The sequence below is a fragment of the Acidovorax sp. KKS102 genome (assembly GCF_000302535.1).
GTDB lineage: Bacteria > Pseudomonadota > Gammaproteobacteria > Burkholderiales > Burkholderiaceae_C > Acidovorax.
This window is the reverse complement of record NC_018708.1, coordinates 2,666,274-2,680,539: the sequence shown is the minus strand read 5'-3', so window position 1 is coordinate 2,680,539 and position 14,266 is coordinate 2,666,274. Positions and strand designations below refer to the sequence as shown.

13 protein-coding genes are annotated in these 14,266 nt (G+C 64.6%); 9 read left to right on the top strand and 4 right to left on the bottom strand.

All coding sequences use genetic code 11. The annotated features are described in order from the left end of the window. The first annotated feature begins 13 nt into the window (after positions 1–13). Together ligA and C380_RS12310 are read left to right on the top strand one after the other, a co-directional pair. On the top strand, positions 14–2,101 hold the full coding sequence (ligA, locus tag C380_RS12315) for an NAD-dependent DNA ligase LigA (protein ID WP_015014182.1): 2,088 nt from the start codon (positions 14–16) through the stop codon (positions 2,099–2,101). 118 nt (positions 2,102–2,219) lie between these two features. Further along, on the top strand, positions 2,220–4,514 hold the full coding sequence (locus tag C380_RS12310; RefSeq protein ID WP_015014181.1) for a penicillin-binding protein 1A: 2,295 nt from the start codon (positions 2,220–2,222) through the stop codon (positions 4,512–4,514). 57 nt (positions 4,515–4,571) lie between these two features. Here the strand turns inward: C380_RS12310 and C380_RS12305 are convergent, their stop codons facing one another. The 3 genes from C380_RS12305 to C380_RS12295 form a co-directional block, all read right to left on the bottom strand. Further along, positions 4,572–4,805, bottom strand: coding sequence for a DUF1737 domain-containing protein (locus C380_RS12305; RefSeq protein ID WP_015014180.1), 234 nt, complete (start codon positions 4,803–4,805; stop codon positions 4,572–4,574). Positions 4,806–4,813: 8 nt separating this feature from the next. Next, entirely contained in the window at positions 4,814–5,365 is a 552-nt protein-coding gene (locus C380_RS12300; protein ID WP_015014179.1) for an NUDIX hydrolase, read from the bottom strand. A 113-nt stretch (positions 5,366–5,478) separates the two neighbouring features. Further along, complete coding sequence (locus C380_RS12295) at positions 5,479–6,174, bottom strand: fumarylacetoacetate hydrolase family protein (RefSeq protein ID WP_015014178.1); 696 nt, start codon at positions 6,172–6,174, stop codon at positions 5,479–5,481. A gap of 121 nt (positions 6,175–6,295) precedes the next feature. Here C380_RS12295 and C380_RS12290 point away from each other — a divergent pair, with 121 nt between their 5' ends. From C380_RS12290 to C380_RS12280, 3 genes are all read left to right on the top strand, one after another. After that, positions 6,296–6,751, top strand: a complete 456-nt coding sequence (locus C380_RS12290; RefSeq protein WP_043566498.1) for a MarR family winged helix-turn-helix transcriptional regulator — start codon at positions 6,296–6,298, stop codon at positions 6,749–6,751. Positions 6,752–6,854: 103 nt separating this feature from the next. Next, complete coding sequence (maiA, locus tag C380_RS12285) at positions 6,855–7,523, top strand: maleylacetoacetate isomerase (protein ID WP_015014176.1); 669 nt, start codon at positions 6,855–6,857, stop codon at positions 7,521–7,523. Beyond that, positions 7,502–8,425 carry a polyphenol oxidase family protein gene (locus C380_RS12280; RefSeq protein ID WP_238544015.1) on the top strand — a complete coding sequence of 308 codons (924 nt, stop codon included), beginning with the start codon at positions 7,502–7,504 and terminating at the stop codon, positions 8,423–8,425. Before maiA ends, C380_RS12280 begins: the two co-directional genes overlap by 22 nt. Here the strand turns inward: C380_RS12280 and C380_RS12275 are convergent. Then, complete coding sequence (locus C380_RS12275; RefSeq protein WP_015014174.1) at positions 8,345–8,686, bottom strand: hypothetical protein; 342 nt, start codon at positions 8,684–8,686, stop codon at positions 8,345–8,347. The genes C380_RS12280 and C380_RS12275 overlap by 81 nt on opposite strands. A gap of 122 nt (positions 8,687–8,808) precedes the next feature. Here C380_RS12275 and C380_RS12270 point away from each other — a divergent pair, with 122 nt between their 5' ends. From C380_RS12270 to C380_RS12250, 4 genes are all read left to right on the top strand, one after another. Next, entirely contained in the window at positions 8,809–10,509 is a 1,701-nt protein-coding gene (locus C380_RS12270; protein ID WP_015014173.1) for an alpha/beta hydrolase, read from the top strand. A gap of 70 nt (positions 10,510–10,579) precedes the next feature. Further along, the gene (locus tag C380_RS12265) at positions 10,580–11,758 is read left to right on the top strand and encodes an acetyl-CoA C-acetyltransferase (RefSeq protein WP_015014172.1); all 1,179 of its coding nucleotides are present in this window, start codon (positions 10,580–10,582) and stop codon (positions 11,756–11,758) included. Positions 11,759–11,922: 164 nt separating this feature from the next. Beyond that, positions 11,923–13,151 (top strand): IS3 family transposase gene (locus C380_RS12255; RefSeq protein ID WP_369750442.1). Its coding sequence is split into 2 segments (ribosomal slippage): positions 11,923–12,268 and positions 12,268–13,151, totalling 1,230 coding nucleotides; the frame shifts between segments, so codons are not numbered across the junction. Between the two features lie 215 nt (positions 13,152–13,366). Then, the gene (locus C380_RS12250) at positions 13,367–14,149 is read left to right on the top strand and encodes an EAL domain-containing protein (RefSeq protein WP_015014171.1); all 783 of its coding nucleotides are present in this window, start codon (positions 13,367–13,369) and stop codon (positions 14,147–14,149) included. Positions 14,150–14,266 lie beyond the last annotated feature (117 nt).

Genomic DNA, 14,266 nt, shown 5'->3' with positions numbered 1-14,266 from the left:
CGCTGGTGCGGCCATGACCGAGAGTTTGGATCTTTTTTCGGCCCCAGCGCCCGTGGATCAAGCGCAGCCAGCTATCAAGATCAAAGCGCTGCGCGACCAGCTCAACCAGTGGGCACACCAGTACTACGTGCTGGACGAGCCCACCGTGCCCGACGCCGAATACGACCGCGTGTTCCGCGAGCTGCAGGCGCTGGAAGCCGCGCACCCTGATCTGGTCTCCCCCGATTCGCCCACGCAGCGCGTGATTGGTGCGGTGATGGAGGGCCTGGCCCCCGTGCGCCACACGGTGCCCATGCTCAGCATCCACACCGAAACCGACACCGAGGCCACAGGCGCCCAGGCGTTTGATGCCCGCGTGCGGCGCGAGCTGGGCTTGACCGATGCCGACCCTGCCATCGAATACGTGGCCGAGCCCAAGTTTGACGGCCTGGCCATGAGCCTGCGCTACGAAAACGGCCGCCTGGCGCAGGCTGCCACGCGCGGTGACGGTGAGGTGGGCGAGGAGGTGACGCACAACATCCGCACCATCCGCCAGATTCCGCTGACCTTGCCCGACGGCGTGCCTTCTGTGCTCGAAGTGCGTGGCGAGGTCTACATGCGCCGTGCCGACTTCGACGCACTCAACGAGCGTCAGCGGGAGCAGGGCGGCAAGACCTTTGTGAACCCGCGCAATGCTGCCGCTGGCGCAGTGCGCCAGCTGGACTCCAACATCACCGCCCAGCGGCCCTTGAGTTTTTTTGCCTACGGCCTGGGCGCGATCACGCCGCCTGCCGAGGGCGGGCCGGTGTTCCGCACGCACTACGAGATGCTGCAGACGCTGAAATCCTGGGGATTTCCGGTCGCAGCGCAGGTACAGATTGCGGTGGGTGCTACTGAATTAGTAGCGTTTCACCGGCAGGTGGGTGCCAGCCGCGATGCGCTGCCGTACGACATCGACGGCGTCGTCTACAAGGTCAACTCGTTGCAGCTGCAGCGTGACTTGGGCTTCAAGACCCGCGAACCGCGCTGGGCCGTGGCGCACAAGTACCCGGCGCAGGAGATGGCCACCAAGATCGAAGGCATCGACGTGCAGGTGGGGCGCACTGGCAAGATCACGCCTGTGGCGCGCCTGGCACCGGTGTTTGTGGGCGGGGTCACCGTGACCAATGCCACGCTGCACAACCTGTTCGAGATCCGCAAGAAGGGCGTGCGCGTGGGTGACACCGTCATCGTGCGCCGTGCGGGCGATGTGATCCCCGAGGTGGTGGGTGTGATGCCCGGGCAAAGGTTGGGCTATGTGCCCAACTTCCGCATGCCCACAGCCTGCCCTGTGTGCGGCAGCGCCGTGGTGCGCGAAAAGGGCGAGGCCAACCACCGCTGCACCGGCGGCCTGTTCTGCGCCGCGCAGCGCAAGGAGGCGATCCTGCACTTTGCCGCACGCCGCGCCATGGACATCGAGGGCCTGGGCGACAAGCTGGTGGACCAGCTGGTGGATGCCAACGTGATCCGCACACTGCCCGACCTGTACCGACTGGGCCTGACCTCGCTGATTGCGCTGGAGCGCATGGCCGAGAAATCGGCCCAGAACGTGCTGGCGGCGCTCGAAAAATCCAAGCAGACCACGCTGCCGCGCTTCTTGTTTGCCCTGGGCATCCGCCATGTGGGCGAGGCCACGGCCAAGGACCTGGCGCGGCATTTTGGAGTGCTCGACGCCATCATGGATGCGACGGAAGAGCAGCTGCTGGCCGTCAACGACGTGGGCCCCATCGTGGCCAAGGCCATCCGCACCTTCTTTGAACAGCCGCACAACCGCGAAGTGGTCGAGCAACTGCGCGCCTGCGGCGTGACCTGGCCCGAGGGGCCGGTGGCCGAGCGCGCTCCGCAGATCCTGGCGGGCAAGACGGTGGTGCTGACCGGTACCTTGCCCACCCTGAGCCGAGACGCCGCCAAAGACCTGCTGGAGGCGGCTGGCGCCAAGGTGGCGGGCTCCGTCAGCAAAAAGACCAGCTACGTGGTGGCGGGCGAAGAAGCAGGCAGCAAGCTGGCCAAGGCCCAGGAACTGGGTGTGCCCGTGCTCGACGAAGCCGGCATGCTGGAACTGTTGTCAGGCCAGGGTGTCTGACGGAGCACGGTGCACCATGCCCGACTCTCTTTTCGCGTTCTCATTCCCCTTTCTCCTTGCTGACCGGCCCCTGGTGGGGCGGTCCTGAAGCGCCCCCTTATTTCCCGGCGATTCATTGATGCACAACTGGCTGCTTTCTTTCCGGGCCCGCATGGCGGGCCTGTTGGCCTGGGTCCCCCGGCCCGTGCGGCGCCTGCTGCTGTGGACGGTGGTGGCGGTGCCCGCTGCGCTGCTGGTGTTCACGCTGGCGCTGGTGCCTTTTACTCCCGGCATCAGTGACATCCGCAAGGCCAAGAGCGAGCTGCCGGCGCAGCTCATGTCGGCCGACGGCAAGCTGCTGGCCGAATACCGCTGGGCCAACCGCGAATGGGTGGAGCTGAACCAGATTTCGCCCAACGTGGTGGACGCGCTGATAGCAACCGAGGACCACCGCTTCTACAAGCACTTCGGGCTGGACTGGCGGCGCACGGCGTCGTCGGTGGTGCTGACGCTGCGCGGGGACCCGCAGGGCGGCTCCACCATCACCCAGCAGCTGGCGCGCAACCTGTTCCCGGAGGAAATCGGGCGCTCGCGCACGCTCACGCGCAAGCTCAAGGAGGCGATCACCGCGCTCAAGATCGAGGCGTCGTATTCCAAGGACGAGATCCTGGAAACCTACCTCAACACCGTGCCGTTTCTGTACAACGCCTATGGCATCGAGATGGCCGCGCGCACCTATTTCGACAAGTCGGCCGACAAGCTCAATGTGCTGGAAAGCGCCACGCTGATTGGCATGCTCAAGGGCACGGCCTACTACAACCCGGTGCTCAACCCCGAGCGCGCGCAGGCCCGCCGCAACACGGTGCTGTCGCAGATGGTTAAGCGGGGCAAGCTCGATGCCAAGCAGTTCGAGACCCTGCAAAAACGCCCGCTGCGCATCAACTTCGAACGCCAGACGGAGGTGATGGGCCCGGCGCCGCACTTTGCGATCCAGCTGCGCAAGCAGCTCATCGACTGGGCCGACAGCAAGGGCTACAGCCTGTATTCGGACGGTCTGGTGATTCGCACCACCATCGATTCGCGCCTGCAGGCCTATGCCAACCAGGCCGTGGCGCGGCAGGGTCGGCAATTGCAAGGTGTGGCCGACACCGCCTGGTCGCAGCGCAATGGCTGGGGCCCCAAAAACGAGCTGGTGCAGACGCTGGTGCGCGAGAGCGCCGAGTACCGCGCGGCCGTGGACAAGGGCGACACTCCCGACGACGCGCTGAAGGCACTGCTGGACGACGCCGCCTTCATGGCCAAGCTGCGTGCCGAAAAGACGCGCGTTCAAGCGGGCTTTCTGGCGCAAGACCCGGTCACCGGCCATGTACTGGCCTGGGTGGGCAGTCGCGACTTTGCGCAAGACCCGTTTGACCACGTGCAGGCAGCGCGCCGCCAGCCGGGCTCTACCTTCAAGCCGTTTGTGTATGGCGCTGCGTTTGCCAACGGTGCCACGCCCGAAGACACGCTGATGGACACCGCCGTCGAAATCCCGCTGGGCGGCGGCCGCGTCTGGCGCCCCACCGATGGCGGCCCGCCCAGCGACCAGCCCATGACGCTGGCCGACGGCCTGGCGTTCTCCAAGAACACCATCACCGCCCAGGTGATGCAGCAGGTAGGACCGGCCCGCGTGGCCGAAGTGGCGCGCGCCCTGGGCGTGCGGCAGTCCAAGCTGGAAGAGGTGCCCTCCTTGGCGCTGGGCACGAGCCCGGTCACGCTCAAGGAAATGATTTCGGCCTACAGCAGCATCGTGAACCTGGGCCGTTATGTGGAGCCCGTGCTCATCACCAGCATCGAAGACCGCAATGGCAAGGTGCTGGAGACCTTTGCCAAGCCCGTGCCCGAAGAGGTCTTCCAGCCCCGGGCAGCGCAGACCCTGCGCAACACCATGCGCGGCGCCGTGGACCGGGGCACGGCCACGGCCATCCGCACGCGCTATGGCATCCAGGCCGACGTGGCGGGCAAGACCGGCACCACGCAAGACAACACCGATGGCTGGTTCATCCTGATGCACACCCGCGTGGTGGCGGGGGCTTGGGCTGGCTTCAACGACGGGCGCATCACGCTGCGCAGCGACTACTGGGGGCAGGGCGCGCGCAGTGCATTGCCCATGGTGGGCGAGTTCATGCAGCAGGCCATTCGCAACAAGGTGATTGACGGCAATGACCGGTTTGTGGACGAGTTCGACACCAGCCCACCGCCGCCGCCCGACAGCTCGCTGAGCACCATGCGTGACTGGATTCGTGGCCTGTTCCGCACCGACCCGCAGCAGGCGCCGGTGCCCGGCATGCCGCCCCGGCCTGCGGGTGCGGGCGGTTTGCCGCCGGTCACGACCGACCCACCGGGTTCGGTGTCGCCACCGGTGCCCGCAGAGGAGCGGGTGGGGGGCGAATGAGTGGGCGCGGCGCGGGGTTTGCGAGCCGCCGGATGATGCTCGGCGACGAGGATCGTGTCAGTCCACCACGCCCGGCCACACGATGGCCTGGGCGACGATCACTGTCTGCCCGTTGAAGGTGGCCGCCGGAGAGCCGTACAGCCGATAGCCCAGCGCCAGCGCGTCGCTCACGCGGCGGCAGAAGCTGGCGTCGTCGGGACCGGTGAGCAGGCGGTAGGCGGGCAGGCCATCCGGCGGCGCACTGGCCTGCGTGGTGTTTGCGGGTGATGCTGTGGAGGTGGCAACCGTCATGGCCGCGCCTATTCGATGTCGATGAAGTGCATGCCCATGGTGCCCGCCTTGCGGTCGGCAAAGTAGCACTCCAGCGTTTCCTTGACGGTGCGGAACGCCAGCTCGTCCCAGGGCACCTCGTCTTCGGCAAACAGCCGCGCCTCGATGGTTTCGTAACCCGGGTTGAACTGGTCGCTCAGCAGCGTGGCGCGGTAGAACAGGTGCACCTGGCCCACGCGGCGCACGTTCAGCAGGCTGAACAGGGGGCCGATCTCGATCTGCGCGCCAGCCTCTTCGTCGGTCTCACGCGCCGCCCCCTGGGCCGTGGTTTCGTCCAGCTCCATAAAGCCTGCAGGCAGCGTCCATTTGCCCCACCGGGGTTCGATGTTGCGTTTGCACAGCAGGATCCGGCCATCGGGCAACGCGGGCACCGTGCCCACCACATTGAGCGGGTTCTCGTAGTGCACCGTGTTGCACGCGGGGCAGACGGCACGCTGTTTGGTGTCGCCGTCGTCCGGCAGGCGGTACACCACGGCGGTGCCACAGGCGCGGCAATGTTTGATGGGGCTGCGGTAGGTCATGCAGGGGTTTGAGGGTCAAATGGGCTAGTAGCGCTAGTGCAATATGCGCTACCAGCTATGAAAATCGTAGCATTGCGTTCACCTGGCCGGGCGGCAGGGCCGCCCGGTGGCGCTCAGACCACGGTCAGGCGCAAAGGCGTGAGGCCGCCCACGCCGCCTTCGAGCGTATCGCCACGCACCACAGCGCCCACACCTTCGGGGGTGCCGGTGTAGATCAGGTCGCCGGGCTGCAGCTCCCACGCGGCCGACAGGTGCTCGATGGTCTCGGCAATATTCCAGATCAGCTGGGTCACAGTACTGCGCTGGCGGTCGGCGCCGTTGACCTGCAGCCAGATGGGCGCGTTGGCCACATCGCCTGCCTGCGCTGCCGGGCTGATGGGACCGATGGGCGCGCTGGCGTCAAAGCCCTTGCCGATGCACCAGGGGCGGCCCTGTTTCTTCATGTCGTTCTGCAGGTCGCGGCGGGTCATGTCGAGGCCCACGGCGTAGCCATAAATGTGGCTGAAAGCGTCGGCAGCCTGGATGTTCTTGCCGCCTTTGCCAATGGCCACCACCAGTTCGATCTCGTGGTGCAGGTTGGCCGTGAGGCTGGGGTAGGGCAGCTGCCCGGTTTCGCCTGGGTTGACGACCACGATGGCATCCGCAGGCTTGAGGAAGAAGAAGGGTGGCTCGCGGCCGGTGAAGCCCATCTCCTTGGCGTGTTCTTCGTAGTTGCGGCCCACGCAGTAAATGCGGTGTACCGGAAACCGTTCGCCGCTGCCCACCACGGGCACGCTGACCACGGGGGCTGGAGGAAACACGTAGCTCATGTCTGCCTTTCAATGGTTCTGGGAATGCTGTCAGAAAACCGGGCGCAGTACCGTGCGCGCCGCAGTGTGGCAGTGTGCCATGGGCGCAGGCCCTCTGCTGGGGGGCGCTACACTCGCGCCCATGGCAAAGAGCTTCGATTTCCACAACACGCCGGGCCACCTGGTGCGCCGCGCCCACCAGCGGACCGTGGCACTTTTTATGGAAGAGACGGCCGGATTTGACGTGACGCCGGTGCAGTTCGCCATCCTGCACGAACTGCTGGCCCAGCCGGGCGAAGACCAGGTGACCCTGGCGGCCCGCGTGGCGTTCGATGCAGCCACGTCCGGCTCGGTGATCGGGCGGCTGGAAAAGCGCGGCTGGATCCGCCGCGAGCCCGACACCCGCGACCGCCGCCGCAAGCTGCTGTGGATCACCCCCGAGGGCGAAGTGGCCGCCCTGCAGATGCGCGACGCCGCCCAACGCGTGCAGGAACGCCTCACGGCACCGCTCACCGCCCAGGAAAGCGCCGACCTCATGGTGCTGCTCTCCAAAGTCGTCTACAACCACCAGGACCCGGCGGGCACATCGGGCGCCTGACGGATATGCCCTTGGTCGCCGGGCGCACTCTTTCTCTGGCCTGTCGGCGCCATGCCGCACAGGCTTCATTCCTTGTTTGATCGACCCCAGGCACCGCTCCGCCATGCAGCTCTACAACTACTTCCGCTCCTCCGCCTCGTTCCGCGTGCGCATCGCGCTGCAGCTCAAGGGCCTGCCCTACGACTACATGCCTGTGCATCTGGTCAAGGGCGAGCACAAGGCGCCCGATTACGCGGGCCGTATTGGCGACGCGCTGGTGCCCACCCTGGTGACCGATGGCGGCACGGCGCTGTCGCAGTCCATGGCCATCATAGAGTACCTGGACGAAACCCATCCCACGCCTGCCTTGCTGCCCGCCACCCCGTTGGCACGGGCCCGGGTGCGCGCACTGGCCCAGATGGTGGCGTGCGAAATCCACCCCATCAACAACCTGCGTGTGCTCAAGTACCTGGTGCATGAACTGAAGGTGGACGAGGATGCCAAGAACGCCTGGTACCACCACTGGGTGCGCAGTGGGCTGGAGGCGTTCGAGCGGCAACTCGACCTGCTGGCGCAAGAACGCGCTGCGCAGGGCATGGCGCCCTCGGTGCTGTGCTGGGGCGACACGCCCACGTTGGCCGACTGCTGCCTGGTTCCGCAGATCTTCAATGCCCAGCGCTTCAAGGTCAGCCTGGATGGCCTGCCGCGCACCATGGGCGCGTTTGAGGCCTGCATGGCACTGCCCGCGTTCCAGCAGGCGCAGCCCTCGGCGTGCCCGGACAACGAAGCGTGACGGCTGCGTCTTCGTCGGTACAGGGCCAGCACGCAGACTGGCTGGTGCCCGACTGGCCTGCACCGCCCGGTGTGCATGCGCTGTGCACCACGCGAGCGGGTGGGGTGAGCCACGCACCGTACGACCACTTGAACCTGGGCGCCCATGTGGGCGACGATCCGCAGGCGGTGGCCGCCAACCGGCAGATCGTGCAGTCCGCCTTGCAATCCACCACCCCGGGCGCGCGTGCAGTGTTCTTGAACCAGGTGCATGGCGATGGCGTGGCGCTGCTCGATGCGGGCACGCCCGACGGGACAGAGGCCGACGCCTGCGTGGCCAGCGCACCCGGAGCCGTCTGCACCATCATGGTGGCCGACTGCTTGCCCGTGTTGCTGGCGCACCGCTCAGGCCTGGTGGTGGCTGCGGCCCACGCCGGCTGGCGCGGACTGGCCGGGCACGCGGGGCAGGGCGTGCTGGAATCGGTTTTCAAGCATTTTTATCATGAAGCGCTAGTGCGTCATGCCTCGGTAGCTATCAAAAACGGAGCGTCGGCGCCAGCCTCTCTGGTCACTTCAGAGCTTGCTGCCCACACGCTGGCCTGGTTGGGCCCCTGCATCGGCCCCACAGCTTTCGAGGTCGGGGCGGAGGTGCGTGCCGCGTTCTGCGACGCCCCGGGTGCCCTGGGCCCTGCGGCTGCTCGGTGCTTTGTAGCCCGGCCCGATGCTCCGGGCAAGTACCTGTGCGATCTGGCAGGGCTGGCCCGGTTGCGTCTGCAAGCCATGGGCATCACCGCCATCTACGGCAATGACAGCACCGCGCCGTGGTGTACCGTCACGCAGGTCTCACGGTTCTTTTCGCACCGCCGCGACAGCGCTGCCCTCGGCGGCAGCGGGCGTTTTGCCGCCTGCATCTGGCGCGGCTGACGTTGCGGGTTCGGCACCCGCATCGGCCATGAGGGCTGCGGCCTGTTCCGCGTCATACGCGGCCTGTTCGGCCGCCTCTCGCGCCTTGATCTTGCGCTTGCGCGACGGCGTGCCCAGGATGTAGACCAGAATGCCCATGGGCAGCAGGCCATACAACGCAAACGTGATGATGGCGCCCAGCACAGTGCCCTGTGGGCTGGTGGCCTCGGCCACCGCCATCATGAGCGTGACGTAGGTCCAGGCGATGACGATGAGGTACATTGATTTGTGTGTACTGAAAGCGTTGAATTCGTTGCCATGCCCCATGGGGTGGGCAACAATGAACCCGCGAAACAAAAATCAGGCCCCAGCCGCTACGAGCGACCAACCATTGAGGAATGAGCATGACTTCTGAATCACCCTGGGCCGAGAGCGCCCAGCAGTTCCAGCAGATTTTCGGGCAAAGCTGGTCGCAGGCGCTGCAATCGTTTCAGAAACTGGACCTCGGGGCGCAGGTACCTGCCGCAGCGCCCCTGAAGCTGTCGCAGACCAAACTGCAGGCGTTGCAGCAGCAATACCTCAAGGAAGCGCAGGAGCTGTGGGCCCAGGGCCTGCAGGGCACCCCGGAGGTCAAAGACAAGCGTTTTGCCGGCGAAGGCTGGGCCAGCAACCCCGTGGCGGCGTTTTCTGCGGCTGCCTACCTGCTCAACGCCCGCACGCTGATGGGCCTGGCCGAGGCGGTGGAGGCCGATGAAAAAACCAAGGCCCGCATTCGCTTTGGCGTGGAGCAGTGGATGGCCGCCATGGCGCCCAGCAACTTTCTGGCCTTCAATGCCGAAGCTCAGAAGAAGGCCATCGAGACCAAGGGCGAGAGCATTGCCAAGGGCATGCAGAACCTGCTGCACGACATCACGCAGGGCCATGTATCGATGACCGACGAAAGCCTGTTCGAAGTGGGCCGCAATGTGGCCACCACCGAAGGCGCGGTGGTGTACGAGAACGAACTGTTCCAGTTGCTCGAATACAAGCCTCTTACCGCCAAGGTGTACGAGCGGCCGTTTTTGCTGGTGCCGCCCTGCATCAACAAGTTCTACATCCTCGACCTGCAGCCCGAGAACTCGCTGATCCGCTACGCCGTCGAACAAGGCCACCGCACCTTTGTGGTGAGCTGGCGCAACCCTGATGACAGCCTGGCCCACAAGACTTGGGACGACTATGTGGAAGACGGCGCCATGGCCGCCATTGACGTGGTACAGAACATCACCGGTGCCGAGCAGATCAACGCGCTGGGTTTTTGCGTGGGGGGCACCATCCTCAGCAACGCGCTGGCGGTGCTGGCTGCGCGTGGCGACGAGCCCGTGGCCAGTGCCACCTTTCTTACCACGCTGATCGACTTCAGCGACACCGGCATCCTCGACGTGTTCATCGACGAGGCTTTCGTCAAGTTCCGCGAGATGCAGATGGGCCATGGCGGGCTGATGAAGGGACAGGACCTGGCGTCCACCTTCAGCTTCTTGCGCCCCAACGATCTGGTCTGGAACTACGTGGTGGGCAACTACCTCAAGGGCGAAACGCCGCCGCCGTTTGACCTGCTGTACTGGAACAGCGACAGCACCAACCTGCCCGGCCCGTTCTACGCCTGGTACCTGCGCAATTTTTACCTGGAGAACAACTTAGTCAAACCAGGCAAGCTCACGGTGTGCGGCGAAAAGCTGGACCTGGGCAATCTCGATTTGCCGGTCTACATCTATGGCTCGCGCGAAGACCACATCGTTCCCGCCACGGCCGCTTACGCATCCACCCAGGTGCTGCCAGGCAAGAAGCGTTTTGTGATGGGCGCGTCAGGCCACATCGCGGGCGTGATCAACCCACCCGCCAAGGGCAAGCGCAGCCACTGGATTCGCGCCGACGGCAAGTTCCCCGGCATGCTCGACCAATGGCTGGACGGTGCCACCGAGCACCCCGGCAGCTGGTGGACCGATTGGTCAGGCTGGCTCAAGAGCCATGCTGGCAAACAGATTGCAGCGCCCAAGGCCTATGGCAAAGGCACCAAATTCAAGGCCATCGAGCCCGCGCCCGGCCGCTACGTCAAGCAGAAAGCCTGATACGCAAAAGTCCTGACTTTTGTCGCTGCGAGAATCACTGAACCACCACTCACCACTACAAGGACATTCCATGGAAGACATCGTCATCGTTTCGGCCACCCGCACTGCTGTGGGCAAGTTTGGTGGCTCGCTGGCCAAGACGCCCGCGGCCGAACTCGGCGCCATCGTGATCCGCGAAGCCATCGCCCGCGCAGGCCTCTCGTCCGACCAGATCGGCGAAGTCATCATGGGCCAGGTGCTGGCAGCTGGCGTGGGTCAGAACCCGGCGCGCCAGGCTTCGATGAAAGCAGGCGTGGCCAAGGAAACCCCCGCACTCACCATCAACGCGGTGTGCGGCTCTGGCCTCAAGGCCGTGATGCTGGCTGCCCAGGCCGTGGCCTGGGGTGACAGCGAGATCGTGGTGGCCGGCGGCCAGGAGAGCATGAGCCTGGCACCGCACGTACTGCCCAACTCGCGCGACGGCCAGCGCATGGGCGACTGGAAGCTGGTGGACACCATGATCGTGGACGGCCTGTGGGACGTGTACAACCAGTACCACATGGGCATCACGGCTGAAAACGTGGCCAAGCAATACGGCATCACCCGCGACATGCAGGATGCCCTGGCCCTGGCCAGCCAGCAAAAGGCCGCTGCAGCGCAGGATGCCGGCAAGTTTGTCGATGAAATCGTCGGCGTGAGCCTGGCGCAAAAGAAGGGCGACCCCATCCTCTTCAACACCGATGAATACCTCAACCGCAAGACCAATGCCGAAGCCCTGGCCGGCCTGCGCCCCGCTTTCGACAAGGCGGGCAGCGTGACGGCGGGCAATGCCTCGGGCCTGAACGATGGCGCCGCCGCCGTGGTGGTGATGAGCGCCAAGAAGGCTGCGGCCCTGGGCCTCAAGCCTCTGGCCCGCATCGCCGCGTTTGGGACGAGCGGCTTGGACCCCGCCACCATGGGCATGGGCCCCGTGCCGGCCTCGCGCAAGGCCTTGCAGCGCGCAGGCTGGAATGCGGCCGATGTGGACCTGTTCGAGCTGAACGAGGCCTTCGCAGCCCAGGCCTGCGCGGTGAACAAGGAGCTGGCTATTGACCCTGCCAAGGTCAATGTGAACGGTGGCGCCATTGCCATCGGCCACCCCATTGGCGCGTCGGGTTGCCGCATTCTGGTCACGCTGCTGCACGAAATGCAGCGCCGTGACGCCAAGAAGGGCTTGGCGGCACTGTGTATTGGTGGCGGCATGGGCGTGTCGCTGGCAGTGGAGCGTTAAGCGTCAGCTTCAGCGTGGGATAGCTGAGTAGTTCCGACGATGCATTGATCGAAGGTGCTATCTACTCCCGCCTCAAAAGGCCGCATGGAGATGCGGCTTTTTTGTTGGTTGTGACCCGTCCTGCCTGGCGTTGACACGAGGACCTTTCAAAAAGGGTATGTGTCATGGAATCAAGTGTCAAACGCACGCAGCGCGACTACACACTGGCCTTTAAGTTGGCGGTGGTGGAGCAGGTGGAAAAAGGCGAGCTCACGTACAAACAGGCGCAGCAGCACTACGGCATCCAGGGTCGCTCGACGGTTCTGGTCTGGCTGCGCAAGCACGGTCGCCTGGGCTGGAGTCCTGCGGCATCATCTGCAGCCATGCCGATAGACAAGAAGAACACTGTTGCTCTCACGCCCGAGCAGCAGATCAAGGCGCTGCAGGTGCAGCTCGCACAGGCGCAGGAGAAGGCCAGGCTATTCGAAGCCGTCATCGACGTGCTGCGCAAGGACTATGGGGTGCGCATCGTAAAAAAGCCTTTGGGCAAGTCCTCGCGCAAAACCTCATCGCAGGGTTGAGCGTGAAGAGGGCTTGCCAGCATATGGGCCACAGCCGTCAGGCGTATTACCAGGGTAGGCGCCGCGAGGCCGATCGCTTGGCGAATGCGCAGACGGTGGTGGAGTTGGTGCGCGAGCAGCGCATGCGCCAACCACGCATAGGCACGCGCAAGCTGCACCACTTATTGCAGGAGCCGCTACAGCGCCGAGGCATCGACTTGGGCCGCGATGCAATGTTCGACGTCCTGCGCAATGCCAGGCTGCTGGTGGCACCCCGGCGGGCGTATCACAAGACAACAGACAGTCACCACCGCTTCAGGCACCATCCGAACCTTCTCAAGGTAGGGCCGCAACAGATCCACGCCAGCGGCAGCGAGCAGGTCTGGGTGGCTGACATCACCTACTTGCCCACACACGGCAAGTTCGTCTATCTGAGCCTGGTCACGGATGCGTATTCCAGGAAGATCGTCGGCTGGCACGTGCATGAGAGCCTGCAGACCGAAGAGGTGGCGCAGGCCATGAAGATGGCGCTCTCGGGGCGACAGAGCAGCCGACAGTTGGTGCACCACTCCGACAGGGGTATCCAGTACTGCGCGACGTACTACCAGGCCCTGCACAAGCGCCACGGCGTGATCTGCTCGATGACGGACGGCTACGACTGCTACCAGAACGCGCTGGCCGAGCGGGTCAATGGCATCTTGAAGAGTGAGTTCTTGCTGCAGCGCCCCGCCGATCTGGGGCAGGCCAGACGCATGGTCGAGCAGTCAGTCGACATCTATAACTGCGAGCGACCGCATCTGTCGCTGAAAATGCAAACGCCCGATGCAGTGCATCGGGCGTCATTGGCCGGATAGTCCGGCTGGAGTTTTTAACCGTCCTGGGTGTCAACGCTATTCAGGACGGGTCATTGTCTCTAGCAGCCAAGTACAGAGGGTGTTGTATCGCGTCTGAGAGAACCTTCTCTGAATCACACTCTCCGATCCAGATCGGCGCGCGCCTCGAGAAACGCTGTCCCGGCACCTGCACCATAAGACCGCAAGTTTGTAATGATGCGCTACCATCTTTGCCCATGACAGTGACCATTTTTGCCCAACCTTTCGAACCCGTGGGCTGCCAATCCTGTCGTGACAAGACGCAGCTTCCGTTCGACTTCACGATGGCGTTCCAGCCCATCATGGATCTGGAGTTGGATCGTCCGTTCGCCTACGAAGCACTGGTACGCGGTGTGGATGGCGAGTCGGCCGGGACGGTGCTGTCGTGGGTGGATGACACCAACCGCTACCGGTTTGACCAGGCCTGCCGCGTCAAGGCGATTGAACTCGCGTCGCGCCTCGGACTGGCCAGCTTGCCGGACTGCCGGCTCAGCATCAATTTTCTGCCCAACGCGGTGTACCGGGCGGAGACTTGTATCCGCGCCACCATGGAAGCGGCAGAGGAATTCGATTTTCCGCACAACCGCATCATGTTCGAGGTGACCGAGGGTGAACAGGTCACCAGCGGCGCCCACCTCAAGTCCATTTTCAATGAATACCGGCGTCAGGGCCTCATCACGGCCATCGACGACTTTGGTGCGGGCTATGCGGGACTCAACATGCTGGTTCAATTCCAGCCCCATGTGCTCAAGATCGACATGGAGCTGATTCGCAGCATCGACCAGGACCCGGTGCGTCAGGCGATTGTGTGCGGCATCGTGCTGGTATGCCAGCGTTTATCCATCGACATCGTGGCCGAGGGCATTGAGACCCCAGCAGAGTCTGCCTACCTGAGATCGCTGGGCGTCCGCTACCAGCAGGGCTATCTGTTCGCCAAACCGGGGTGGGAATCCTTGCCGCTGGCGCCACGGCACGCGTAGTTCCTAGCGGCCCCTCTAAGGGCCGTCTTTCTCCTGCACAACATTCAATATGCGCTCGGTGGCTGCCTGGTTTTGGTGCATCTGAAGGCACCATTCCTGTGACCCATCGCAAAGCTT

Coding starts and splice junctions, on each gene's coding strand:
- C380_RS12295 (WP_015014178.1), bottom strand. CDS start 6,174: ATGAGCTACGTGTTTCCTCCAGCCCCCGTGGTCAGCGTGCCCGTGGTG.
- maiA (WP_015014176.1), top strand. CDS start 6,855: ATGCAGCTCTACAACTACTTCCGCTCCTCCGCCTCGTTCCGCGTGCGC.
- C380_RS12265 (WP_015014172.1), top strand. CDS start 10,580: ATGGAAGACATCGTCATCGTTTCGGCCACCCGCACTGCTGTGGGCAAG.
- C380_RS12310 (WP_015014181.1), top strand. CDS start 2,220: ATGCACAACTGGCTGCTTTCTTTCCGGGCCCGCATGGCGGGCCTGTTG.
- ligA (WP_015014182.1), top strand. CDS start 14: ATGACCGAGAGTTTGGATCTTTTTTCGGCCCCAGCGCCCGTGGATCAA.
- C380_RS12250 (WP_015014171.1), top strand. CDS start 13,367: ATGACAGTGACCATTTTTGCCCAACCTTTCGAACCCGTGGGCTGCCAA.
- C380_RS12300 (WP_015014179.1), bottom strand. CDS start 5,365: ATGACCTACCGCAGCCCCATCAAACATTGCCGCGCCTGTGGCACCGCC.
- C380_RS12305 (WP_015014180.1), bottom strand. CDS start 4,805: ATGACGGTTGCCACCTCCACAGCATCACCCGCAAACACCACGCAGGCC.
- C380_RS12275 (WP_015014174.1), bottom strand. CDS start 8,686: ATGTACCTCATCGTCATCGCCTGGACCTACGTCACGCTCATGATGGCG.
- C380_RS12290 (WP_043566498.1), top strand. CDS start 6,296: ATGGCAAAGAGCTTCGATTTCCACAACACGCCGGGCCACCTGGTGCGC.
- C380_RS12270 (WP_015014173.1), top strand. CDS start 8,809: ATGACTTCTGAATCACCCTGGGCCGAGAGCGCCCAGCAGTTCCAGCAG.